Below are 22793 nucleotides of genomic sequence, written 5' to 3'. Positions count from 1 at the left end.
TTTGTAAGACTATTCATCAGTTGTTCTTATCTAAGCCGAGGCTTAGGATTGACCAGTATAGTGACTCACTCCGGCGGCGCGAGCCCGCCCAGCCTGGCTTCACCGCGCCGGGCGTTAAGAAGGAGATAACCATAACAATTTGTATTCTCACTATATTAATGAGAAAAATAAGCGCAATAACAGGTTAATCACTCGTCTTTTTGCGCGTTTTAGCGACGGTTAGATCAGAATAATCGAGGATTAAAAAACCTAATCCTTGCCTCATCATCCCGCCGGGAACGTGCTAAGGTGTGAACGGACAGCCGAAAGGAGTGACCCGATGCCAACCCATTTCCTTATGCGCGCCTTGCGCCGCGCCAGCCTGACAGGAGTCGTTATGAGCGTATTGTGCAGCAGTGCCCTGGGCAGTTCACTGCCGTTGCTGGAACCCGCCGCGCTGAAGGGCGACTGGCAGCTCGCCGCCATCGGCGACGGTAAAGCCGTCTGCGAGGTGCAGCTGAGCGACGAAACGGTAGCCAACACCAACGCTTTCCGCTTCAGCGCCTCCGCCGAGTGCCTGCAGCCGCTGGCGCTGCACGCGCTGCCGGTCGCCTGGCGGCCGACGCCGGACGGCATGACGCTGACCGACGCCGAAGGGGGCATGGTGGCGTTTCTGGCCCTGACCGCGCCGAAGCGCTATGAGCTGATCGACCGCAACGGCCCTTCACGCTTTGTGCTGATCCCGCGCTAATCCTTCAGGCAAACAGCAGGCCGAGTAGCGCGCCGCCCGCCAGCACCCACAGCGGATGGAGGCGCTTGCTCATGCTCAATCCCGTCGCCAGCGCCACGATCGCCGCCAGCCGCCAATTGGGCGCGGAAGCCTCGGCGATCAAAAGGCCGCTGGCCACCACCAGCCCCACGGTCAGCGGCACCAGCCCGGCCTGCACGATGCGGCGCCACGGACGATCCTTAAAGCGCCGCCAGGCGCCCATCACCAATAGCGTAACGATGGAAGACGGCCCGAACTTGGCGATCGAAGAAACCAGCAGCCCCGCCCAGCCGGCCACGTGCCAACCAACCAGCGGTACGATCATCATGTTCGGCCCCGGCGCGGCCTGCGCCATGGCGAACAGCGCGCTGAACTCCTGGGCGCTCATCCACTGATGCACCTCCACCACCTGCCGCTGCATCTCCGGCAGAATGGTCATGCCGCCGCCGAACGCCAATAAAGAGAGTTCGGTGAAGATCAGCGCCAACGCCATCAACACCCCGCTCATGACGGCCACCGCCACATCAGCAGAATGCTCAGCGGCGCCAGCACCAGCATGGTCGGCAACAGCGGCAGGCGCAGCCAGGCAATGGCGATCAGCGCCAGCGCGACGATCGCCAGCGCCGGCCATTTGCCGCGCAGCGGCAGCAGCATCTTGATCCCGGTCGAGAGCAGCAGCCCGGCGGCGGCGGCGGCCAGCCCGGCGAACACATGCTGCACATGGGGATCGTTTTGGAAGCGGGCGTACACCACGCCCAGCCCCACCACGATCGCCGTCGGCGCGCTGATGAGGCCCAGCAAGGCGCACAGCGCGCCGCGCAGCCCGCGAAATTCCATCCCCACCGCCACCGACAGGTTGATCACATTGCCGCCGGGCAAAAACTGGCACAGGCCGAGCAGCTCGGTGAACTGTTCCGCGTTCAGCCAGCGCCGGCGTTCCACCAACATGCTGCGCGCCATCGGCAGTACGCCACCGAAGCCGATCAGCCCCAGCCACAGAAAGCCCAAAAACAGCGCCGCGTTGCCCGGCGCTGCCGGCGGGTGCGGTTTTAACGTATTGATATCTGACATGACATTGCCGTTCCACATCGCTTGTTTTGATGTCTGGTATCATGCGCGTCGCCGTGCCATGATGTCTAATGCATTCCGGAACAACGAAAGATACCTTTGAGGTATGGCTATGATTGAACTGCGTCGCCTGCGGGCGTTCGTCACCGTGGTGGAAGAAGGCAACATTACCCGCGCCGCCGAGCGGCTGTTTATCCAGCAGCCGCCGCTGACCCGCCTGTTGCAGGGGTTGGAAGACGAATTGGGCGTGAAGTTGTTACAGCGATTGCCGCGCGGCGTGCGCGTCACCGAAGCGGGCGGCGTGCTGTTCGAAGAAGCCCGCACCCTGCTGGCGCGCGCCGAACGCCTGCGCGAAGCGGTGCAGCGCGCCGCCCGCGGCGAGCAGGGCCACATCGCTATCGGTTTCACCAGTTCCGCCGCGCTGCACCCGTTCGTGCCCAACCTGCTGCGCCGCTACCGCGACATCCTGCCGGGCATAACCACTCAACTGGAAGAAGCCGGCAGCGGCGAACTGATGGAGGCGTTGCTGGAACAGCGCCTCGACGCCGCCTTCGTGCGCTCGCCGGCCAACGGCATTCCCGGCCTGAGCGTCGAGCCAGTGCTCAGCGAGCCGATGATCGTCGCCCTGCCGCTGGGCCACCGGCTGGCGCAAGAAACGCAGCAACCGCTGCCGTTGGCCGAACTGGCCCACGAGGCGTTTATTCTCTATCGCCGCCCGGCCGGCCAGGGGCTGTACGACGCCATCCTGGCCGCCTGCCACCGCGCCGGTTTCAGCCCGCGCATCGTGCAGGAAGCGCCGCGCCTGCCGGCCACCCTCAGCCTGGTGGGCGCCGGATTAGGGGTGTCAATCGTGCCCGGTTCCATGCGGCGGCTGGGCGGCGACGGCATCGTCTACCGCACTCTCGCCGCAGAAGCGCAGCTCAGCGCCCCGCTTTACCTGGCGCTGCGCCGCAGCCCGGCTTCGCCGATCGTCGAGCGCTTTCGTCAGTTGGTGCTGGAGACCGTGGGGCAGTCATAAAAAGCCCGAACGGCCAATAAAGAATGACGTTCGTTTATTATTTATTTAAGCCTGTGAGCGGTGAAAATTAATTCCAATCCATGACTATTCAACTTCCGGTTAATTAATTAAACCCGCTCTCACTTAGTAACAAACGCAAACAAATAAGCGCCTACGCAATACATTCCAGCCGCTAGGATTTAAGGGTCACAGCCTATTCCCGCCGATGACAAAAAATCATTTCAATGGCGATCGCGCCTTCCCTGTCGCCTGCCGCTGCAGGCGCACGGTTTTATATTGGAGAAAACGCTATGCTATCACGTCGTGATATATTGAAAGTCTCCGCCGTCAGCGCGGCCGCCGCCGGCATGATCGGCGGCATCGCCAAAAATGCCGCTGCCGACGACCATCGCAATATCGTGCCCCCCAGCAGCTATCAGCCGCCTGCCGATGCGCAGCATCTCTATAAATACAAATTCACCGACAGCAAAAAGCGCAGCCTGCCCAACGGCTGGGCGCGCGAAGCCACCGTCGAGCAATTCCCGATCTCCGAAGGCGTGGCGGGCGTCGACATGACGCTGGAGCCGGGCGGCGTGCGCGAACTGCACTGGCACGCCATCGCCGCCGAATGGGCGTTTATGCTGGAAGGCCATGCGCGCATCACCATCCTCGATCCCGAGGGAAAATGTGAGGTGGCGGACTTCGGCCCCGGCGACGTCTGGTATTTCCCGAAAGGCTATGGCCATTCCATTCAGGCGCTGGCGGACGGCGCGCATTTTATTCTGGCGTTTGATAACGGCCACTTCTCCGAATTCGGCACCTTCAGCATTACCGATTGGGTGGCGCATATGCCGAAAGAAGTATTGGAAAAAAGCGTCGACATGCCGGCGGCGGTATTTTCCAAGGCCAAACAGGGCGAGGCTTATATTGTCGGCGGCGCCGTTCCGCCCACATTGCCATTGCCGAAAAGCGACGGCGGATTAAATAACGCCCCGCTGACCCACCGCTATGAATTAATGAAGCAAAAGCCGTTCTTTGAAAATGACGCCGGCAGCGTCCATTTGGTGTCGTCGAAAGAATTTCCCATTTCCACCACCATGACCGGCATCATCGAGATCGTGAAACCCGGCGCAATCCGGGAATTGCACTGGCACCCCAATGCCAACGAATGGCAATACTATATTGCCGGCAAAGGCCGCATGACGGTGTTCAGCTCGCACGGCCACGCGCAGACGGAAGAGTACGCCCCTTCGGACGTCGGTTACGTGCCGCAGGGCTTCGGCCATTACATCGAGAACATCGGCGATGAGGATTTGAAGGTACTGATCGTGATGGACAACGGCATTTATCAGGATATTTCGTTGTCCGACTGGCTGGCGAAAACCCCGGCCTACCTGCTGGCGGACAACTTCAATAATCAGGTTGAGGACTGGCAGGATAGACCGAAAGACAAACGGGTGATGTCGCGCCGCAGCCGCTGACGCCGCGGCGAGGGAGAATCTCCCTCGCCGCTTTCTTTACTGCTTGCGCTGCTCCGCCACCTGTTTGGCGGTGACCTTGCCCTGCTTGTCGCCGAAATGGCCGACCACAAAGTTGGCGACCGCCGCCACTTCCTCGTCGGAATACGCGCTGCCGAACGCCGGCATCATCTCATGCCGCTCGCCGACGCTGATGCTCGTCCCCTTCAGGATGGCCTGCACCACGCTGCGCCCCTGCGGATCGTTCACCGCCGTGCTGCCGACCAGCGACGCGTACTCGCTCTGGCGGCCCGGCCCGTTCCACTGGTGGCAGCCGCTGCAGTCGTTGGCGAACACCCGGCGCCCGAGCGAGCTGTCTTGCCCGCCCGGCAGGATCGGCGTGGAAGCCCCCGCGCCCTTCGGCTGCAGGTTCACCGCCGCGGCGTCGTCCCCGGCGATCGGCTCGATATCGCGCAGGTATTTCACCAGCGCCAGATTATCTTCCGGCGTCAGGAACTGCAGGCTGTTCTCCACCGCTTCCGCCATCGGGCCGGCGGCGCTGCTGCGCCCCGGCGCATGACCGGTGGCCAGATATTGCGACAGCTGCTGGTCGCTCCAGCCGCCGATGCCGGTCTGTTTGTCCGGCGTGATGTTGGCGGCGAACCAGCCCTGCACCACTTCACCGCTCAGGTGCTTGCTCTGGTTAAGGCCGAACCCCAGATTGCGCGGCGTATGGCACTCACCGCAGTGGCCGAGCGCCGTCGCCAGATAGGCGCCGCGATTCCACTGTTCATCCTTGTTGAGATCCGGCGCGAAGCGCTGCTCCTGGAAGAACGCCAGGTTCCAGAATTTCATGCCCCAACGCTGATTGAACGGGAACGACAGATCGTTTTGCGGGTTGACCTGTTTCACCGGCGGCAGGCTGAACAGATAATCCTTAATCGCCAGCACGTCGTCGCGGCTCAGCCCGGTGTACGAGGTGTACGGCATCGCCGGGTACAGGTTGCCCTGCGGGCCGATGCCCTCACGCACCGCGCGCACGAACTGATCGTCGCTCCAGTTGCCGATGCCGGTCTCCTTGTCGGCGGTGATGTTGGTGCCGTAAATGGTGCCGAACGGCAGTTTAAAGGCGAAGCCACCCGCATAAGGCGCGCCGCCCGGCGCGGTATGGCACGCCACACAGTCGGCGGCGCGCGCCAGGTACTCGCCGCGCGCCAGTTTATCGGTCATGCCGGCCGGCGCCCCGGCGATCGGCGCCGCAGGCTCCGCGCCGGCAGGCCGCAGCAGGGTATACAGCGCGTATCCTCCCGCCAACACCACCACGGCGATAATCAGCCATAACAGCCCTTTCAAGGCGTTGCTCATCGCATCTCTCCCTAACCCAACGCCTTGGCGGCCTGGTGGATGGCGGCGCGAATGCGCACATAGGTGGCGCAGCGGCAGACGTTGCCGCCCATCGCCGCGTCAATGTCCGCATCGCTCGGGTTTTTACTCTGGGCCAGCAGCGCGCTGGCGCTCATGATCTGGCCGGACTGGCAGTAACCGCACTGCACCACGTCCAGGTGGAGCCAGGCTTCCTGCACCGCCTTGCCTTCCGGCGTGGCGCCGACGGCTTCGATGGTGGTGATTTTCTTGCCGGCGGCGGCGGAGACCGGCGTCATGCACGAACGCACCGGCACGCCGTCCAGATGCACGGTGCAAGCGCCGCACATGGCGATGCCGCAGCCGAACTTGGTGCCGGTCAGGCCGGCTTCGTCACGCAAAAACCACAGCAGCGGCATGTGCGGATCGCCCTCAAAGGTCAGCGGCTGCTCGTTTACGGTTAAATGAATCATCAGGTTCTCTCCTTGTCAGACGCCGGATTCGCAGTGGGATTATGCAGCGGCAGGCTCAGCGAGGCGCGCGGCCGCCCGAGCAGCGCCAGCGCGTTGCCGACCGCCGGAGCGATGGTCGGCACCCCCAGTTCGCCCACGCCGGTCGGTTTCTCGGTCGAGGGCACGATGATCACCTCAACCTCCGGCATCTCATTGATGCGCAGCGGGCGGAAATTATTGAAGTTGGACTGTTCGACCACGCCGTCTTTCAGCGTGATATTGCCGTACAGCGCCAGGTTCAGGCCGTAGCCGATGCCGCCTTCGATCTGCGCGCGGATCACGTCGGGGTTCACCGCCACGCCGCAGTCCACCGCGCACCACACCTTGTGCACTTTCGGGATACCGCCTTCGCCGATCGATACCTCGGCCACCTGCGCCACATAGGTATCGAACGCCTTGGCGACGCCCACGCCGCGCGCGCGTCCGTCCACCACCTTGGCGCCCTGCCAATCAGCGGCTTTGGCCACCGCCCGCAGCACGCCCGCCGCGCGCGGCGCGTCGCCCATCAGCGCCAGCCGCCCTTCCACCGGATCCTGCCCGGTTTCCTGCAGCAGTTGATCGATAAAGCTCTCCACCGCGTGGCCGGTGTGGGTGCTGGCGACCGACCGCAGCGAGGTGGTCGGCACCTTGCCGGGCACGATATGCGCATCGCAGCGGAAGGCCTCAAAGGTATAAGGCACCTCGCTGGCGCCCTCGACCATCATCTGATCGAGGCCGTTGACCACCAGCGCATCCATCGCGCTGTGGCGCGTCCAGGAGTGGCCGACTACGGTATCGGTCCAGCCCACCACCTTGCCGCCGCGAATGGCGCCGCGCAGGCGATGCAGGATCATCGGGCGATACCAACCGTTGCGGATGTCGTCCTCGCGCGTCCATACCACCTTCACGCCGTGGCCGGGGCCGATGCCCTTGGCCGCCGCCGCCATGTCGGCCGCCAGATCCGGCCCCAGCGTCGGGTTGCCCAGATCGATACGCCGGCCGAAGCTGCCGCCCGCCAGAATGGTTTCAATCTGCACCTTCTCCGGCGGCAGCTCGAACAGATCGCACAACTGCTTGTGGTCGAGCGTCTGGATTTGGCAGCCGTAGCGCGCCTTGACGCTTTCGCCGTCCCAGAACAGATAGCCGTCCAGCGGCTCCATCGGCGCGTGAGCGACGTAGGGGAAGGTGTATTCGGCCTCGATCACCTTATCGGCCTTGTCGAACACCTCGTCCGGCTTACCGAGACTCTTCGCCACTACGCCGGTTTTCTGCGCCACCTGGCGGAATTCGGCGTAGATCTCCTCGGTGTTGCGTCGCTCCGCCTGCGCATCGTCCCAAGTGACCCTAAGCCGATCCCGCCCCTGGATCGCCGCCCAGGTATTTTTGGCGTAAACCGCCACGCCGGTGGCAACCTGTTTCACCGCCACCACGCCCGGCACCGCCAACGCACGGTCGGCGTCAAACGTCGCCACCTTGCCGCCGAAGCGCGGCGGTTTCTTGATGGTGACGGTCAGCATGTCCGGCTCGTGGATATCCTGCGAGAACTGCGCGCTGCCGTTGGTTTTCGCCAGTGAATCGACGCGGTGCAGACCGCGCGTTTTGCCGATCAGGGTGAAATTGGCCGGATCCTTCAGCGCCAGGCTGGCGGGATCGGGCGGCGGCAGCGTGGCGGCCAACTCGGCGAACTCGCCGAAACCCGCTTCGCGCCCGCTGGCGGCATGGCGGATCTTGCCCGCCTGCACGGTGATTTCCTGCGCGGAGGTTTTCCAACTCTGTGCCGCAGCCTGCACCAGCAGCGCGCGCGCCATGGCGCCCATGCGCCGCATCTGTTCATAGGCGTTGGCCACCGAACTGGATCCGCCGGTACCCTGGAAGCCGAACGCCAGGTTTTTGTAGATATTGGTGTCCACAGGCGCGGCCACGACCCGCACCTGTGCCCAGTTGGCGTCGAGCTCTTCGGCGACCAGCGTCGCCATGCCGGTATAGACCCCCTGGCCTACTTCGGTGTGTTTACTGATGACGGTGACGATGCCGTCGGCGCCGATCTGGACGAAGGCGTTGGCGTCAAACGCCGTCGCGCCGGCGGCGGCCGGGGCGTTCGAGCGCGCCAGCGCACCGGTGGACGGCAGATAGGTGCCGATCACCAACGCCCCGGCGCCGACGATAAACCGCCGCCGCGAAAGCGGAACTTGGGATATGCTCATTGCTCATGACTCCAAAAAAACCGGAGGCGTCACTGCCTTCGGCGAAACAGCGCTAATTATGGGAATGGCTTGCCGCGCCGGTCAGGTGACATAGCACAACAGAGCAATAATTAGCGTAGCCTATTATCCAGTAGGCTTAATGTTGAAGAGGGATTTTCTATTGGAGAATCGTGCGGTGCGGGCGGGAACCCGCACCGGGGGTCAGCTCTGCGTCGTCGCCAGATAGGAGAAGACGCTGAGCAGGCGGATTTGCGCCGCCATGTTGTCGCTGTCGAAGGCCACGGTGAGCGCATCCTGGCGCTCCACGCCGGGCACCAGGCTGAACAGATCCGCCAGCACCGGTTTGGCCGCCATCAGCGTCAGCCGGTAAGGCGGCATAAAACGGCGCTCCACCGGCAGTCTGGCGCCCTGGCGCACCTGTTGCATCGCGCGCTCGCGGATCTCGGCGCGCGCCCGCTGTGGGCTGAGCGATTCGGCGGCGGTTTGCGAGAGGGCGCGTTTCACGCAAACATAGCCGGATTGCGGATAACGTTCAGCGATCCAGCGTTGCAGCTCGTCGTCACCGCTCACCAGCCACAGCGGCACGTTTAACTCGGCCGCCGCCGCCGCATACAGATCGCTTTCGCCTACCGCCTCGCCGTTCAGGCTGACGCGATAAAAGGCCCGGCCGTTGATGGTATGCGCCAGCACGCCACGCTCGCCGGCGGCGCTGTGATAACCGATAAACATCAGGCCGTCGTAACGTTGATGCTGCAGCCCTTCCACCATCGACAGCCCGCGCGGTTTGCCCTGCACCAGGCGCGCCCGCGCATCGATGCGGTCGGCGCGCAGGTTCTGCATCATCGCGTGGCTGTCGGCCACCGTCACCTCGGTGGCGCCGCCGGCAAAAGCGCCGTCGATGGCGGCGTTGACCTCCTGCTCCATCAGCTCGCGCGCCGCCGCATAGTCGGCGTGGGCCGGGTTGCACTGCTCCGGCCGCATCACGCCGGCGATCCCCTCGATATCCGCAGAGATAAAGACTTTCACATCAGGCTCCCGTTATTTAATTTGCCGCCAGCCGATCGAGCAGCGGGCCCAGCGCCACGCGCGCATGCTGCTCGAAGCCGCTGACGCCTTCGGCGCTGAGCAACGCATCCAGCACCGCGTATTCGGTGGCGTCCGCCGCCGCCGCGAACAGCGGCTCCAGCCGTTCGTCCGGCAGCGTCGCCCCCAGCAACCGAGTGGAAAACGCCAGCGCGATGTCGCCGGAGCCGTGCCCCCAATGGCTGCCCACCCGCCCCAGGCCCGCGCCCGCGCGGCGGGCGATGCGGTTCAGCTGGCGGCTATCCAGCGCCCGATCGCAGGCGATGATGATGATGACCGAACCGGCGTCCACCTGCGGCGGCGGATCCGCCAACAGCTTGCCCAGCGCCTGGCCGACGCGCACGCCGCTCAGCGTCAGCGAGTCGAGGGTGCCGAAATTGGCCAGCACCAGCACGCCGAGCGTGGTGCCGAGCCCCGGGCAATAGCGCGAAGCGGTGCCGATGCCCCCTTTCAAGCCGAAACTGCTCATGCCGCGCCCGGCGCCGACGCTGCCGCGCGCAAAGCGGGTGGAATGGTTATCCAGCGCGCTGAAGACGTGCTCCTCACGCACCGCCATCGCCTGAATATCGTTGAGGTAGCCGTCGTTGCACTCCAGCACCAGCGGGTTGATGGTGGCGCTGCCGCGGCCGATCTGCGGGTAGCGCCGGCAGCTGCGCCGCACCATGGCGTTGAACAGCGTGCCGACCGCGAAGGTGTTGCTCAGCAGGATCGGCGTTTGCAGCACCCCCAGTTCGTTCAGCTGCACCAGCCCCAGCGGCTTGGCGAAGCCGTTGAGCACCGCGCTGCCGCACGGCAGCGGCTGGTTGAACAGATCGCCCGGCGGCACGATGGCGGTGACGCCGGTCTGGCATTCGCCGTCGGCCAGCGTGTGATGCCCGACGCTGACGCCCGGCACGTCGCACAGGGTGTCGGTCGGGCCGGCCGGATAACGCGCGCCCGGCAGGCGGCGGTGGCGCCGCCAATAGCTCAGCAGATTATCGAGGCTTTGTTGTTCAAATGCCTGGCTGTCTGTCATGGTTCCCTCATCCGCCGTTAGCCCATCAGAAAACCAGAATATCGCGCAATGCGCCGCGCCGTAAATTGAAAGCGGAAGCGAGCAGCAAAAATAGCCTTGCCCCATCGCCACTTATTGGGTTTTAGGGAGAAAAGCAATGTAAGTGGCTTGTGGCGCAGGTGATATCCCCCCTTATCCAATATGGATAACCCGATCTGCCGACGCAATGGTCGTTTCACGGTGGGCAATGATCAGCTTAGTGATATTGAGTCTCTTAATTGCCTGATTCACGGCAGCTTCGCTCTCCTTATCCAGTGCACTGGTGGCCTCATCCAGGAACAAAATAGCCGGTTTCTTGTAGATTGCCCGGGCTATGAATAGCCGTTGTTTTTGCCCGCCGGACAATCCTTCCCCCAACTCGCCGATCGGGGTTTCATACCCCATCGGCATGCGCATGATCACCTCATGCAGATAGCTGGCACGGGCACAGGCTTCCATCCAGGCATCATCCATCTTGTCCGCGAACCCGCAAATATTTTCGCGGATTGAGCCGGAGAACAGTTTGTCGTCCTGCATCACGCAGGCAATCATTTTGTGGTAGTTGTTGATGCCGAGCTGCCGGATATCGACGCCGTTCACCTCAACCCGCCCTGCAGCCGGGGTAAACAGTCCGCACAACACCTTCATCAGCGTGGTTTTGCCGGCGCCGGACGGGCCCACGATGGCCACGCTTTCGCCCGGCGCAACGCTGATGTCCAGGCCATCAAAGATAGCCGGTGACTGGCTGTCGTAACGATAGCTCAGGGCATGGGTCGTCAATCCCAAAGGTTGCAGGCCCGCCGTGTAAGGGTGATCGGGTTTACGCTCCTCCCGCGGATGCAGGGCGATATCGGCAATGCGCTCGTTATGCAGGCTCATCATGCGCAGCTGCAGCAAAAATTCCGTCAGCGACCCGATGCGGTCGGAGAACTGCCCCCGAAAGGCGCCGAACGCCACGAACATGCCGAGGGTCATCTGGTTATCGATCACCAGGCTGGTTCCCAACCACAGAATGACGATCTGGTCACACGCCGCTATGAAGGTGTTGATCCCGCCAAACAGCATGTCCATTCGGGTGACGCGGATCCCCGTGTTGATGGTGTCGATTTCAAGGTTTAGCCAGTGAGCGATGCGGCGTTCTGCCATGCCCTGCATTTTGACGGTAGCGATACCGTACAGCGTTTCCATAAAATACGAGCCGGCCCGAGCCTCTCTCACCAGCGCCTCCTCGGACAGCTGACGGTAATAGCCGTAGGTCAGCAGTCGCATCAACACATAAAGCGCAGTGAAAGTGAGCACTACCCAGGTCAGCCAGCCGCCATACAGCGCCATCATCACCAGCACACCGATCACCATGATGCCGTCCATGATGGCGCCGACGATGCTGGTGGTGAAAGTGCTGCGCAGCGTATCCAGTGAACCGAAACGTGACTGAATGTCCCCCAGCTTACGACGTTCAAAGTAACCGAGCGGCAGGCGCAGCAGATGGGTGAACAACCCGGACTGCCACTGAACGTTGATAAGCGTCGCCATGACCAATCCTGACCATGCCCGCACCATGCCGATGGCAGCCCGCAACAAGATAAACAGCATCAATCCGGCGCAAATGAGCGACAGTAACCCACGATCTCCGGCAGGAATAGCGTGATCCATCACCAGCTGCGTGCCGATGGGCATCACCAGGTTGATGGTTTCGAATACCAGAGACAGGCAAAAGATTTTGCCGAGCGCCCCCTTGAGGCCATGCACGCTGCCGATCAGCGTGCGAAGATGAATGCGATGGCGGACGCTGTCGGCGGTGAATTCGCTGCCGGGCCAGGCCTCAAGCGCTACGCCGGTGAAACTGTGCGACAGTTCCGTCAGGCTGACGGCCCGGCGCCCGCGCGCCGGATCATGCAGCACTGCGCGGTGGCCTTTGACGCTGACCAGCACCACAAAATGGTTGAATTCCCAGTGCAGAATGCAGGGCAGTTTTAGCGCGCCGAGTTCGTCCAGATCCAGAGACAGGGGACGGGTGCTCAACCCCAATTGCTCGGCGATACCGGTCAGTCCAACCAGCGTTGCACCGCGGGTTGACAGGTTGAACTGCCGGCGCAGCGCGATCAGGTCGATATTTTTGCCGTAATAACCGCAGATCATCGCCAGACAGGCCAGCCCGCATTCCGACGACTCGGTCTGGTGCACCATCGAAACCCGGTGGCGCAACCGCAGATCCAGTTGGCTGACCCGTTGTTTGAATGAGGTCCTACTCATTGACTGGCCCCGTCGCGCTGTGTTTCATGTCGTAGAACGGCGACAGCATCCATTGATAAATCTTCCTTTTTTCCAGAAACAGGGTGCTTTGCGCTTTCATGCCGTTTTCCAGGCTCAGGCGTTTACCGTCATAGGCAACGGCCTGTTTCTCCGGCATGACGATCACCTTGTAGTACGGCACGGCGGCGGTCAGCGCCGCTTTGGGCGCTCCCTGATAGGTCAGCATTTCCTGCGGCGAGGCCGGGGCTTTGGAGATGACGGCCACCGTACCGGCAAACTGGCCAAATTTCTCCGCCGGAAAAGCGTCATAGCGCACATTGACCTTATCGCCGGCGACGATGTAGGGGATAGCGTCGTTGGGCACCCACAGTACCAGGGCATAGCGATCGATGTTTTGCGGGATAATCTGCAGCAGACTGTCGCCGACGTTGACCATTTGGCCAACCGTGACGCTCAGCGAATCGATACGGCCGCCGGCCAGCGCGCGAACGATAATATCGCCAGTGGCATCTATGTTTTGCCGCTCCTTTTGCAGCTCGTAGCGCTGCAGCTCCATCTGGTAAATCTGGTTGTCGAATTCGGCAGCCTGGATATGGATCTGGCTTTCCAGCGCGGTGATCTGCAGCGCATTCTGTTCGTTCTGGCCGGACAGGCCCAGCAGGTTGTTCTGCTGCTGGTAATACAGCGCCACCTGGTTGGTGAGCTGATCCTTATTGATCAGCCCCTTGGTCTGATAGTGCCGGTAGTTCTCCATGTTTTCCTTCATGATACGAATCCCTTCCTGGGCGCGTTTGAGGATATCGGTGGAACGGGTGAATGCGGCGGTGTATTGCGCCTTCTGTTGTTCCAGCATGATAAGCGTGGCCTGCTTGCTGCTTTCCAGTCGGTTGATGATTTGCGCAATGCGTGCCAGCTGGCCATCGATATCCCGCCGCTGGTTGTCGCTGATCACACCGCTACGGGTACTCTTGCTGACGTCGATCTGGTAAATGGGGGCACCAGCGGCAATCACCTGCCCTTCGGTGACGAATTGCTTGACCACTATCCCCTGGACGGCGGAATAAACGTTGGCGGCGCGCGGATAAGTGCTGATCTCGCCGGTCACGTTGACCCGCCGGGTATAGGTACCGGCGATCGCGAAGGTGAGAAAGGCGATGAAGAAAAACAGACAGAACCCTGTCGTGCCCCAAACGGGAATACCGGGTAGCAGAAGCGCCCTGCCACGCCATTTCATTTTCTGATTATCGATCGCTTCCTGGCGAAACATGAGCAGCGTCCCTTAGTGATAGCTAACATTCAAATTCACAGGCTACTGTATTGACAATAAAATAAGCAGAAGGTCAGTTAATTTTGGTGAGAGGATATGAAACCATTACAATAAACACCTTTAAATCTTCTGAGTGAACCTGGCGCCAATAAATTTTACGAACGTATGTTTCACCCAATGGCAGTATCATATCCAGAAAAAAATCAGAGAGATCCAGTTCGACAAGCCTTTTTATTCTTTAAACCCTACAGTATCTACTTCTAACTCATTTTCATCGTGGCAAAATAGACTATCGTCATAACAATGACACAAATAGAACAGAACAATAAATCACCTGAAAAATTTCTCAATGAATCCAAATAATCATTGCTGTTCTTATTTAATTTTTTAATGGCATCGCTTTCGTTATCAGCCTCTACTTCGATATGATGCTTTCTGAACCCCTTCTGCTTCATGTCTTTAATTATTTCTCGTGTAACCATTTCCTTTCTTAGCACTTTTGATTCATCACTCTTTATAAAAACAACATATCTATTCATCATATACCCCATCACCGTTATCAGACGCTCTTTTTCCACTCCCATCTCGATCCTGCCATCCACCCGACATCGCATCGAATTGGCTGCTTAAAATTTCCTTCATCAATGTTCCCCTATGCATTCACTGGGGTTATCCCATTTTTAAAGGGTTATAGTTGAAAAAGTAAAATACACTAATAATACATAACTACTCTGTATTTCATAAAAAATCCAATAAAAAAGCCCATTTTAAACATTGAAAATAATCATATTAGAATAAAACCGAGAATAATATACCGAACCTGATTACACGTAGGTACTATCGATTCAATTAATTGAATCGCCAAATAATCTCAACGCCCAAGATTAATAATCCAATAAAGAAGAGGCGGCGGAACAGCTGCGGGCGACAATGACGACGCACCCTCTCCCCCAGCCACATGCCGCCCAACGCAGGCAACAGCGCCAACAGCGAACCGCCGAGCAGCGTGGCGGGCAGCGCCTGATGCCAGGCTAAGCCGGCGGCCAGCGCCAGCGTCGAGACGCTGAACGACAGCCCCAGCGCCTGCACCAGATCGTCGCGCGCCAGGCCCAACGCATTCAGGTAAGGCACCGCCGGAATGACGAACACTCCGGTGGCGCCGGTCAGCGCACCGGTCACCAGGCCGCACAGCGGCCCCAACCAGGGTTCCGCCACAGCGGAAACGCGCCAGTCGAAACGGGTAAAACCCAGCAGCGCATAACCGATCAGACACACGCCCAGCGCCAGCGGCGCCAGGCGGCCGTCGCCGGCAGTGAGCGCCCCCGCGCTCAACAACGTGCCCAGCGTGACGCACAGCATCATCGGCCAGAGCCGGCGGCACAGCGCCCCCAGCCGCGCCCCGCGCAGCAACTGCCACAGGTTGGTGATCAGCGAAGGCAGCAACAGCAACGCGGCGGCCTGACCCGGCGGCATCATCAGGCTGAGCAACCCCATCGACACGGTCGGCAGCCCCAGACCGATCGCTCCTTTGACCGTGCCGGCCAGCGTAAAAATGCCCGTCAGGGCGATAATCTCAAGTAGCGTCAGCGACATGCGTCTATCCTTATGGCGAATCAACGGCTCGATTGTGGCCGGCGGTATGGCGCGGCACAATGCGGCAATGGCAGAGCCTGCCTGCGGCAAAGACAGAGGGAAAACGCATGCATTTTGACTTTATCGATCTGCGACTGTTGGCGGCGGTGCTCGAGACCGGCAGCATCACCGCCGGCGCCGAGCGCGTCGGGCTGTCGCTGGCCGCCGCCAGCGCTCGCATGCGCGGGCTGGAGCAACAGGCCGGCGTAACGCTGCTGACGCGCAATCCGCGCGGCGTCCAGGCGACGCCCGCCGGTGAGCGCCTGTTGCATCACGCGCGAGTGCTATTGCAGCAGCGCGAGCGGTTGCGCGGCGACCTGGCCGAGTTCGCGCCGGGCCAGCGCAGCCGGCTGCGCATTGTCGCCAATACCGTCGCCGCCGACGCTTTTCTGCCGGAGCTGTTGGCGGATTTTCTGGTGCTGCACCCGCATACCGATATCGTACTGGAGGAGCTGCCCAGCCCGACCATCGCGCAGGCGATCGCTGAACAGGCGGCGGATATCGGCATCGTGGCGGATCACGCCGATCTGCGCGGGCTGACAAGCTACCCTTTTCGCCAGGATCGCCTGGTGCTGGCGCTGCCGCCGGGGCATGCGCTCAGCGGCCGTCGACAGATCAGCTTTGCGGACGCCCTGCCTTTTGATTTCATCGGCCTGCCGGAAGAGAGCGCGCTGCAACAGCATCTGGAACAGCTGGCGATACGCAGCGGCGGCCCAATGCGATTGCGGGCGCGCGCGGCTCATTTCGACGCCATCTGCCGCATGGTGCTGCGCGGCGCCGGGCTGGCAGTGGTGCCGGAAGAGAGCGCCCAACGCCATCCGCAAATTCGGCACAGCGCACTGACGTTGACAGACGAGTGGGCGACCCGGCGCCTGTCGATCGCGGTGCGTGACCTGGCGCAGCTGCCGCTGCCGGCGCAGCGGCTGGTGGCGTTCCTGCGCCAAGCCTGAGCGGCTCAGTGCGCAGCCTCGCCATCTTGTGCCTGCGGTTTCATATTCAGCGTTGTCGTGACGCTCAGCGACATCACATCGCTGCCCAACTTCTCCGAGCTGGTGGTGAACCGCTGAGCGTCGGCCAAGCCTCAAAAGACGAAGGGCGCATAATGCGCCCTTCTGTTTGCTTACCGGGAATGGCCGAACTTACTCGTCCTTCAGCCCGCGGTTGATCAGCATCGGCTCGATGCTCGGCTCTTTGCCGCGCCAGTCGATGTACAGCTTCTCCAGATCCTGGCTGTTGCCGCGCGACAGGATCATGTCGCGGAAGCGCTGGCCGTTTTCGGCGGTCAGGCCGCCGTGTTCGGTGAACCACTGGAAGGCGTCGTCCGCCAGCATTTCCGTCCACAGATAGGCATAGTAGCCCGCGGCGTAGCCGTTACCCCAGATGTGCTGGAAGTAGCTGGAACGGTAACGCGGCGGCACGTAGCTGAGATCCACCTTGTCTTTTTGCAGCGACTCGGCCTCGAACTTGTCCACGTCCTGCTGCGGCTGATCGGCGGTCAGCATGTGCCAGTGCATATCCAGCAGCGCGGCGGACAGCAGCTCGGTCATGCTGTAGCCCTTGTTGAACTTGTCGGCCTTCTTGATCTTGTCGACCAGTTCCTGCGGCATCGCCTCGCCGGTCTGGTAGTGCTTGGCGAAGTGGCTGAACACTTTCGGATCGCTGACCCAGTGCTCGTTGAACTGCGACGGGAACTCGACGAAGTCGCGCGCGGTGTTGGTGCCCGACAGGCTCGGGTATTCCTGATCGGCGAACATGCCGTGCAGCGCATGGCCGAACTCGTGGAACATCGTGATTACGTCGTCATACGACAGCAGCGCCGGCTGCCCCGGCGCCGGTTTGGTGAAGTTGGCGACGTTGTAGATCACCGGCTTGGTGCCATTGAGCTTCGACTGATCGACGAAGTTGCTCATCCAGGCGCCGCCGCCCTTGTTGTCGCGCTTGAAGTAGTCGGTATAGAACAGCGCCAGCGATTTGCCGTCCTTGTCGAACACTTCATACACCTTAACGTCCGGCTGGTAGACCGGAATGTCCTTGCGCTCTTTGAAGCTGATGCCGTACAGCAGGTTGGCGGCGTAGAACACGCCGTTGTTCAGCACGTTGTTCAGCTCGAAGTAAGGTTTGATCTGCGACTCGTCCAGATCGTACTTGGCCTTGCGCACCTGTTCGGCGTAGAACTGCCAGTCCCAGGCCTGCACCTTGAAATCGCCTTTCTGCTGGTCGATCACCGCCTGAATGTCTTTGGCTTCACGTTCGGCGCGCGCGGTGGCCGCCGGCACGATGTTGCGCATAAAGCTCAGCGCGGCATCCGGTGTCTTGGCCATCTGGTTTTGCAGTTTCCAGGCGGCGTAGTTCGGGTAGCCCAGCAGCCTGGCCTGCTCGGCGCGCACCTTGGCCAGTCGGGAAATGGTCTGGCGGGTATCGTTGCCGTCGCCCTTCTCCGCCCGCGTCCAGGAGGCGTCGAACAGCGCTTTGCGGGTATCGCGATCTTTCAGGCTCTGCAGCAGCGGCTGCTGGGTGGTGTTCTGCAGCACCAACAGCCACTGTTTATCCAGCTTGCGCTCGGCGGCCGCCTGCGCTGCCGCCGCCAGCTCACCTTCGGACAGACCGTCCAGCTTCGCCTGGTCGGTTATCGCCAGCGCGCCGTTTTTGCTCGCCGCCAGCAGTTTGTTGGTGAACTGGGTGCTCAGCGTCGCCGCTTCCTGGTTCAGCGCTTTCAGCTTGGCCTTGTCGGCGTCCGACAGGTTGGCGCCCGCCAGCTCGAAGTTCTTATAGGTGACTTCCACCAGCCGACGCGACTCCGGATCCAGCTTCAGCGCATCGCGATCTTGATAGATGGCCTTGATGCGCGCGAACAGCTTGCCGTTGAGCATGATGTCGTCGTTCAGCGCCGCCAGCTTCGGCGAGGTTTCTTCATCCAGCTTCTGCAGCGCATCGCTGGTATTGGCCGAGGTCATGGCGCCGAACACGTTCATCACCCGCGTCAGCAGCGAACCGGCCTGCTCCAGCGCCACGAAGGTATTCTTAAAGTTGGGCTTAGCCGGGTTGTTGGCGATCTTCTCCACCTCTTCCCGCTTTTGCTTGATGCCCGCTTCGATCGCCGGGGCGTAGTCGCTTTCCTTGATCAGGTTGAACGGCGGCGCCTGGAACGGCAGACGGCTTTGATAGAAGAACGGATTTTGGGTCTTTTGCTTGTCGTGCTGATTGGCTTCACCGGTCACGGTAGCCTCCTTCGCCTGGCCGCTGGGCAGCGCGCTATGGTCGGCGTGAGGTTGGGTTTCTGCTGCCTGTGCCTGCGAGCCCAGCGCCATGCCGATCGCCAGCACCAATGTGGATAAACGCATCAAATCGAAACTCCTCCATGTTCACGGAATAAGGTCTCGGGGAATGGCTCCCTCTGAGTCACCTCCTAGCTTAGGCGCAGTTGGCAGTTTGAGCAAAAACAAGTGATTAGAAGTGAGCCGCCTCGCCGATCTGCTGTATCAGAAAGGTCAGCAGCGCGCGCGTTTTGGCCGGCAGATAGCGGCGGCCGGGATAAACGGCATACAGCTGCAGCGGCGCCGGCGGCAAGGCCAGCGGTATTTCAACCAAACGTCCGTCGGCCAGAAACGGCCGGCAGCCGAGCTCGGAGAGTATGGCGAACCCCACGCCGGCCAAGGCCGCCTTCAGCGCCATCTCCCCGCTATTGACGCGATAGCGCGCATTGACCGGGACGGTAACGAACTTGCCGTTCGGGCGGACGAATTGCCACGGCATGCCCTTCAGCGCATCCACCGTACTGATACAGGGCAATTGCGTGAATTGCTCAATCTCCAACGTCGGCGGCCACTGCGCCACCAGCGCCGGCGCAGCCACCACAATGCAGGGAAAGGTCGCCAGCGGCTGCGCGACATAGTCGCTGTCGTCCAACAGGCCCCGGCTGACCATGACCGCCAGATCGACATCGTCAAGCAGCGACGCCATGCCCGCCAGATTGGTGACGCAGCTGATTTCGATCTGCGGATGCTGCAGGGCGAAGGCCGCCAACGGATCGCCCAACAGATATGGCCCCACTTCATTCGGCACGCACAGGCGCAGCGGCCCGCGCAGCTGTTGCTGCCGTTCGCTGAGCGTTTGCGCGGTGTGATCGAGCGACGCCAGCAACGGCTGAGCCCGCTCATGCAACAGTTGGCCGTTCGGCGTCAGCCGCATTGAGCGGGTGCTGCGCTCGATTAAGCGCTGGTCGAGCTGGCGCTCCAGCTGCGAGATAGCGCGGCTGACGTTGGAGGTCGGCATCGCCAGCGCCCGAGCGGCCCCGACGAAGCTGCCTTGCTCCACCACCGCCACGAAAATGCGTAACAGGTTTAAATCCAATTTGGCGCGCATGATTATCCCACATTTGATAACAAACCATGCCATTTCTACCACCTAATCCCGCGCAACGCCACGCGCTACACTGCCGGCCTGATTCTGCAACCGATGGATGCTTATGACACCCACGAGAAAGCTGACGGCGATAGCGCTGGTCATCGTCTTTATTCAATTCACCAATGCCCTGGAATACATGGTGTTCAACCCGATATTTCTCTATATGGCCGCCGACTTTTCCGTGCCCGTCAGCTACGCCGGATATGTCAGCGCGGCCTATACGCTGGCAGCGGTGATTTCCGGCATCGGCGCGTTCTATTGGATCGGCGGCGTTGAAAAGCGGCGTTTTCTGCTGCTCAACGTCGCGCTGCTGGGGGTGACGACCTTACTGATCGCCGCAACCCAGCAGTTTTATTGGCTGTTGGCGCTGCGGCTGCTGGCCGGTCTGCTGGGCGGCACCACGATGGGCGTGGGGATCGGCTTGCTGCTCAACGCCGCGCCGGCCGCGCTGCACGGCCGAATGTTGGCGACGGTGATCGCGTCTTTTTCGCTGGTGAGCATCGTCGGCATGCCGGGCATGCTGTACCTGTGCGAGGTGGCAAGCTGGCGCGCCGCGCTGGTGACTATCGGCGGGCTGTGTCTGCTGGCGGCGGTGTTGGTGGCGCTGTTCGTTCCCAGGGATGCGCCGCAGCCACAGGCTGCCGCGCCCGTCACGCTCGATCGCCGGCTGTTGCTGTTCGCCTCCGCCGCCGGTCTGACGCAGTTCAGCCCGATGCTGCTGATCCCGGTGCTGGCGCCGCTGCTCACCCAGCGGTTACAGGTGGCAGACGCGCATTTGTCCTGGCTGTTTCTCATCGGCGGCGCGCGGTGGCGATCGCGCTGAACTGTTTATGGTGACGTTTCTCGCGGCGGCCTACGCGCGGCTGGTGGCGATCTCTTCCCTGAGCATGCGCTGGCCGGACAATCGGCAACGCGCCGCCTTCGGCACGCTGCAAACCGCCCTGATACACCTGAGCGCCACGGTGGCCTTCTTGCTCTCTTCCGCGCTGCTGAGCGGCGGCCTCACCCCGCGCAGTTTGCAACGCCTGCTGTGGTTATGCGCACTGAGCGCCGTCGCCGTCGCGCCGCTCAGCGTTTGGCTGCAGGCGCGGCTGCGTCAGCGCGGCGCCTGATAAACCACCTTACCGTCCACATAGGTGCGATAAATGTTGCGATCGTCCCCCAGGGTCATCAGCACAAACCCTTGCTCCATCAGCGTGGCGCTGTTGGCGTGACGCAGCTGCTGCAGCGGCGTGACCGCCGGATCGAGCACCACGAAATCCGCCTCTTTGCCGACGTTGAAGTTGCCGATTTTGTCGTCCAGCGCCAGCGCGCGCGCGCCGCCCAGGGTGGCATGATAGAACGCTTCTACGGCCGAGAGCCGGTAATGCTGCAGCTGGCCGACCTTGTACGCCTCGCCTAACGTGCGCAGCATATTGAAGGTGGTGCCGGCCCCCACGTCGGTGCCGATGCCGAGCTTCACCCGCTTGCGCCAGGCCTGCTGCAGGTCAAACAGCCCGCTGCCGAGAAACAGGTTGGAGGTGGGACAAAAGGCGATCGCCGAGCGGGTATCGCACAGGCAATCCCACTCCTGCTCCTCCAGATGCAGGCAATGGGCGAATACGCTTTTATCGCCGGTCATGCCGTAGCGGTGGTAAACATCCAGATAGCTGCGGTGTTGCGGGAACAGCGCTTTTACCCAGGCCACTTCCTGCGGGTTCTCGCTCAGGTGCGTCTGCAGCCAAACGTCGGGATATTCTTCACGTAGCCGCTGCACCTGCGCCAGCAGCGCCGGCGTACTGGTGGGCGCAAAGCGCGGCGTAATGGCGTAACCGAGGCGGCCTTTGCCGTGCCAGCGTTCGATCAGTTCGCGCGTCTGGCGATAACTCTGCTCCGGCGTTTCCAGCAGCGCCTCCGGCGCATGGCGATCCATCATGACCTTGCCGGCGATCAGGCGCATGTTCAGCGCTGCCGCCTGGCTGAACAGCGCATCGACCGACTGTGGATGCACGGTGCCGAACACCAGCGCGGTGGTGGTGCCGTTACTCAACAACTGCTGCAGAAAGAAAGCCGACATCGCGTCGGTGTGCTGCTCACAGTCGTAACGGCTTTCGGTCGGGAAGGTGTAATTGTTTAACCAGTCCAGCAGTTGATCGCCATAGGCGCCAATCATTTCGGTTTGCGGATAGTGGATATGGGTATCGATAAAACCCGGCACGATCAGCTTGTCGCGATACTCCGTGACCGCGAAGCCCGGCGGCAGCAGCGCCTCGCCCTGCCGCCAGCTGCCGAACCAGACGATGACGCCGTCGTTCAGCAGCAGCAAACCGTCGGGAACATGCCGCAGGCGTTCTTCGAGCTGTTGCGGCGACTCCACACAGGCTGCGATATCAAAAAAATTGCCACGAATAGCCGTGGTGAATTGCAGTGCCATTATTTTCTTCCTTGTGACGACCGACCAAGCTCACCCGCGAAATAACCTGCGCCGATGAAACAAGGCTTTTTTGCCCAAACGCAAAGACCGGCTTAAGCATAGCAAGCCGTATGCCAACAGGCGGCGATAAAATACATTTTTAAATAAAAACAATTAATTAGTAATTAACCTAAAAGCATAGACCGGCGAAAGAGAATAAGACCCACGCTCAGTCTTCGACGGCGGATAAATAGCAACCGTTTGCTTGCCGAAATAACACCGCGCCGCTGCACCTTTAATGGGCAAACGACGCTCTTTACGACCGTCCGCTTTATTTCAACGCCGCTTCCGGGGGCGGAACCCCAGCCTGGAGGCAACGGCCAAACTTGAAACGATAACTAT

General features: G+C 61.3%; 18 protein-coding genes and 1 pseudogene. 5 read left to right on the top strand and 14 right to left on the bottom strand.

Annotation, left to right across the window (positions count from 1 at the left end; genetic code table 11):
• The first annotated feature begins 376 nt into the window (after window positions 1–376).
• Window positions 377–730: an AprI/Inh family metalloprotease inhibitor gene (locus tag ACMGG9_RS10795; RefSeq protein ID WP_208060176.1), complete on the top strand. Its 354-nt coding sequence runs from the start codon at window positions 377–379 to the stop codon at window positions 728–730.
• A gap of 4 nt (window positions 731–734) precedes the next feature.
• Here the strand turns inward: ACMGG9_RS10795 and ACMGG9_RS10790 are convergent, their stop codons facing one another.
• Together ACMGG9_RS10790 and ACMGG9_RS10785 are read right to left on the bottom strand one after the other, a co-directional pair.
• The gene (locus ACMGG9_RS10790) at window positions 735–1256 is read right to left on the bottom strand and encodes a chromate transporter (protein ID WP_046688471.1); all 522 of its coding nucleotides are present in this window, start codon (window positions 1254–1256) and stop codon (window positions 735–737) included.
• Window positions 1253–1819, bottom strand: coding sequence for a chromate transporter (locus tag ACMGG9_RS10785; RefSeq protein WP_033650518.1), 567 nt, complete (start codon window positions 1817–1819; stop codon window positions 1253–1255). Before ACMGG9_RS10785 ends, ACMGG9_RS10790 begins: the two co-directional genes overlap by 4 nt.
• A gap of 103 nt (window positions 1820–1922) precedes the next feature.
• Between ACMGG9_RS10785 and ACMGG9_RS10780 the strand changes: the two genes are divergently transcribed.
• A complete protein-coding gene (locus ACMGG9_RS10780) occupies window positions 1923–2834 on the top strand; it encodes a LysR family transcriptional regulator (protein ID WP_108680683.1) in 912 nt (303 codons plus the stop codon).
• A gap of 290 nt (window positions 2835–3124) precedes the next feature.
• Window positions 3125–4294, top strand: coding sequence for a cupin domain-containing protein (locus tag ACMGG9_RS10775; protein ID WP_042784444.1), 1170 nt, complete (start codon window positions 3125–3127; stop codon window positions 4292–4294).
• Window positions 4295–4330: 36 nt separating this feature from the next.
• Here ACMGG9_RS10775 and ACMGG9_RS10770 read toward each other — a convergent pair whose 3' ends face one another.
• The 9 genes from ACMGG9_RS10770 to ACMGG9_RS10730 form a co-directional block, all read right to left on the bottom strand.
• Entirely contained in the window at window positions 4331–5635 is a 1305-nt protein-coding gene (locus ACMGG9_RS10770) for a c-type cytochrome (protein WP_413715881.1), read from the bottom strand.
• Between the two features lie 11 nt (window positions 5636–5646).
• Window positions 5647–6105 (bottom strand): (2Fe-2S)-binding protein, encoded by a 459-nt coding sequence (locus ACMGG9_RS10765; protein WP_101453049.1) that lies wholly within the window; start codon window positions 6103–6105, stop codon window positions 5647–5649.
• Window positions 6105–8327 (bottom strand): xanthine dehydrogenase family protein molybdopterin-binding subunit, encoded by a 2223-nt coding sequence (locus tag ACMGG9_RS10760; RefSeq protein ID WP_033650459.1) that lies wholly within the window; start codon window positions 8325–8327, stop codon window positions 6105–6107. The genes ACMGG9_RS10765 and ACMGG9_RS10760 overlap by 1 nt, the downstream gene beginning before the upstream one ends.
• A gap of 201 nt (window positions 8328–8528) precedes the next feature.
• Entirely contained in the window at window positions 8529–9353 is an 825-nt protein-coding gene (locus ACMGG9_RS10755) for a M55 family metallopeptidase (RefSeq protein WP_033650460.1), read from the bottom strand.
• Between the two features lie 16 nt (window positions 9354–9369).
• Window positions 9370–10425 (bottom strand): P1 family peptidase, encoded by a 1056-nt coding sequence (locus tag ACMGG9_RS10750; protein WP_033650461.1) that lies wholly within the window; start codon window positions 10423–10425, stop codon window positions 9370–9372.
• 171 nt (window positions 10426–10596) lie between these two features.
• Window positions 10597–12696 carry a peptidase domain-containing ABC transporter gene (locus tag ACMGG9_RS10745; protein WP_164106320.1) on the bottom strand — a complete coding sequence of 700 codons (2100 nt, stop codon included), beginning with the start codon at window positions 12694–12696 and terminating at the stop codon, window positions 10597–10599.
• Window positions 12689–13963: an HlyD family secretion protein gene (locus ACMGG9_RS10740; protein WP_108680675.1), complete on the bottom strand. Its 1275-nt coding sequence runs from the start codon at window positions 13961–13963 to the stop codon at window positions 12689–12691. Before ACMGG9_RS10740 ends, ACMGG9_RS10745 begins: the two co-directional genes overlap by 8 nt.
• 260 nt (window positions 13964–14223) lie before the next feature.
• Window positions 14224–14547 carry a hypothetical protein gene (locus tag ACMGG9_RS10735; protein WP_108682301.1) on the bottom strand — a complete coding sequence of 108 codons (324 nt, stop codon included), beginning with the start codon at window positions 14545–14547 and terminating at the stop codon, window positions 14224–14226.
• Between the two features lie 265 nt (window positions 14548–14812).
• The gene (locus ACMGG9_RS10730; protein ID WP_164106322.1) at window positions 14813–15556 is read right to left on the bottom strand and encodes a sulfite exporter TauE/SafE family protein; all 744 of its coding nucleotides are present in this window, start codon (window positions 15554–15556) and stop codon (window positions 14813–14815) included.
• A 107-nt stretch (window positions 15557–15663) separates the two neighbouring features.
• On the opposite strand from ACMGG9_RS10730, the gene ACMGG9_RS10725 reads away from it, so the two are divergent.
• On the top strand, window positions 15664–16545 hold the full coding sequence (locus ACMGG9_RS10725) for a LysR family transcriptional regulator (RefSeq protein ID WP_414162157.1): 882 nt from the start codon (window positions 15664–15666) through the stop codon (window positions 16543–16545).
• Window positions 16546–16734: 189 nt separating this feature from the next.
• Here the strand turns inward: ACMGG9_RS10725 and dcp are convergent, their stop codons facing one another.
• Complete coding sequence (dcp, locus tag ACMGG9_RS10720; protein ID WP_414162156.1) at window positions 16735–18936, bottom strand: peptidyl-dipeptidase Dcp; 2202 nt, start codon at window positions 18934–18936, stop codon at window positions 16735–16737.
• Window positions 18937–19042: 106 nt separating this feature from the next.
• Window positions 19043–19957 (bottom strand): LysR family transcriptional regulator, encoded by a 915-nt coding sequence (locus ACMGG9_RS10715; protein WP_414162155.1) that lies wholly within the window; start codon window positions 19955–19957, stop codon window positions 19043–19045.
• A 103-nt stretch (window positions 19958–20060) separates the two neighbouring features.
• On the opposite strand from ACMGG9_RS10715, the pseudogene ACMGG9_RS10710 reads away from it, so the two are divergent.
• Window positions 20061–21111 (top strand): annotated as a pseudogene (locus ACMGG9_RS10710) (MFS transporter).
• On the opposite strand, the gene guaD reads toward ACMGG9_RS10710, so the two are convergent.
• The gene (gene guaD, locus ACMGG9_RS10705; protein ID WP_147880550.1) at window positions 21096–22412 is read right to left on the bottom strand and encodes a guanine deaminase; all 1317 of its coding nucleotides are present in this window, start codon (window positions 22410–22412) and stop codon (window positions 21096–21098) included. The pseudogene ACMGG9_RS10710 and the gene guaD sit on opposite strands and share 16 nt — an antisense overlap.
• Window positions 22413–22793 lie beyond the last annotated feature (381 nt).

The sequence above is a fragment of the Serratia sp. BNK-10 genome (genome assembly GCF_047456065.1).
Taxonomy (GTDB): Bacteria; Pseudomonadota; Gammaproteobacteria; order Enterobacterales; family Enterobacteriaceae; genus Serratia; species Serratia ureilytica.
The sequence above is the reverse complement of the archived record's forward strand: the minus strand, read 5'-3'. Positions and strand labels throughout refer to the sequence as shown.

What these genes read in the sequence shown, in the direction of transcription:
- ACMGG9_RS10780 (WP_108680683.1), top strand. Translation starts at nt 1,923, where the DNA reads ATGGCTATGATTGAACTGCGTCGCCTGCGGGCGTTCGTCACCGTGGTG.
- ACMGG9_RS10745 (WP_164106320.1), bottom strand. Translation starts at nt 12,696, where the DNA reads ATGAGTAGGACCTCATTCAAACAACGGGTCAGCCAACTGGATCTGCGG.
- ACMGG9_RS10740 (WP_108680675.1), bottom strand. Translation starts at nt 13,963, where the DNA reads ATGTTTCGCCAGGAAGCGATCGATAATCAGAAAATGAAATGGCGTGGC.
- ACMGG9_RS10775 (WP_042784444.1), top strand. Translation starts at nt 3,125, where the DNA reads ATGCTATCACGTCGTGATATATTGAAAGTCTCCGCCGTCAGCGCGGCC.
- guaD (WP_147880550.1), bottom strand. Translation starts at nt 22,412, where the DNA reads ATGGCACTGCAATTCACCACGGCTATTCGTGGCAATTTTTTTGATATC.
- dcp (WP_414162156.1), bottom strand. Translation starts at nt 18,936, where the DNA reads ATGCGTTTATCCACATTGGTGCTGGCGATCGGCATGGCGCTGGGCTCG.
- ACMGG9_RS10715 (WP_414162155.1), bottom strand. Translation starts at nt 19,957, where the DNA reads ATGCGCGCCAAATTGGATTTAAACCTGTTACGCATTTTCGTGGCGGTG.
- ACMGG9_RS10795 (WP_208060176.1), top strand. Translation starts at nt 377, where the DNA reads ATGAGCGTATTGTGCAGCAGTGCCCTGGGCAGTTCACTGCCGTTGCTG.
- ACMGG9_RS10735 (WP_108682301.1), bottom strand. Translation starts at nt 14,547, where the DNA reads ATGGGAGTGGAAAAAGAGCGTCTGATAACGGTGATGGGGTATATGATG.
- ACMGG9_RS10765 (WP_101453049.1), bottom strand. Translation starts at nt 6,105, where the DNA reads ATGATTCATTTAACCGTAAACGAGCAGCCGCTGACCTTTGAGGGCGAT.
- ACMGG9_RS10730 (WP_164106322.1), bottom strand. Translation starts at nt 15,556, where the DNA reads ATGTCGCTGACGCTACTTGAGATTATCGCCCTGACGGGCATTTTTACG.
- ACMGG9_RS10790 (WP_046688471.1), bottom strand. Translation starts at nt 1,256, where the DNA reads ATGAGCGGGGTGTTGATGGCGTTGGCGCTGATCTTCACCGAACTCTCT.
- ACMGG9_RS10770 (WP_413715881.1), bottom strand. Translation starts at nt 5,635, where the DNA reads ATGAGCAACGCCTTGAAAGGGCTGTTATGGCTGATTATCGCCGTGGTG.
- ACMGG9_RS10750 (WP_033650461.1), bottom strand. Translation starts at nt 10,425, where the DNA reads ATGACAGACAGCCAGGCATTTGAACAACAAAGCCTCGATAATCTGCTG.
- ACMGG9_RS10785 (WP_033650518.1), bottom strand. Translation starts at nt 1,819, where the DNA reads ATGTCAGATATCAATACGTTAAAACCGCACCCGCCGGCAGCGCCGGGC.
- ACMGG9_RS10760 (WP_033650459.1), bottom strand. Translation starts at nt 8,327, where the DNA reads ATGAGCATATCCCAAGTTCCGCTTTCGCGGCGGCGGTTTATCGTCGGC.
- ACMGG9_RS10725 (WP_414162157.1), top strand. Translation starts at nt 15,664, where the DNA reads ATGCATTTTGACTTTATCGATCTGCGACTGTTGGCGGCGGTGCTCGAG.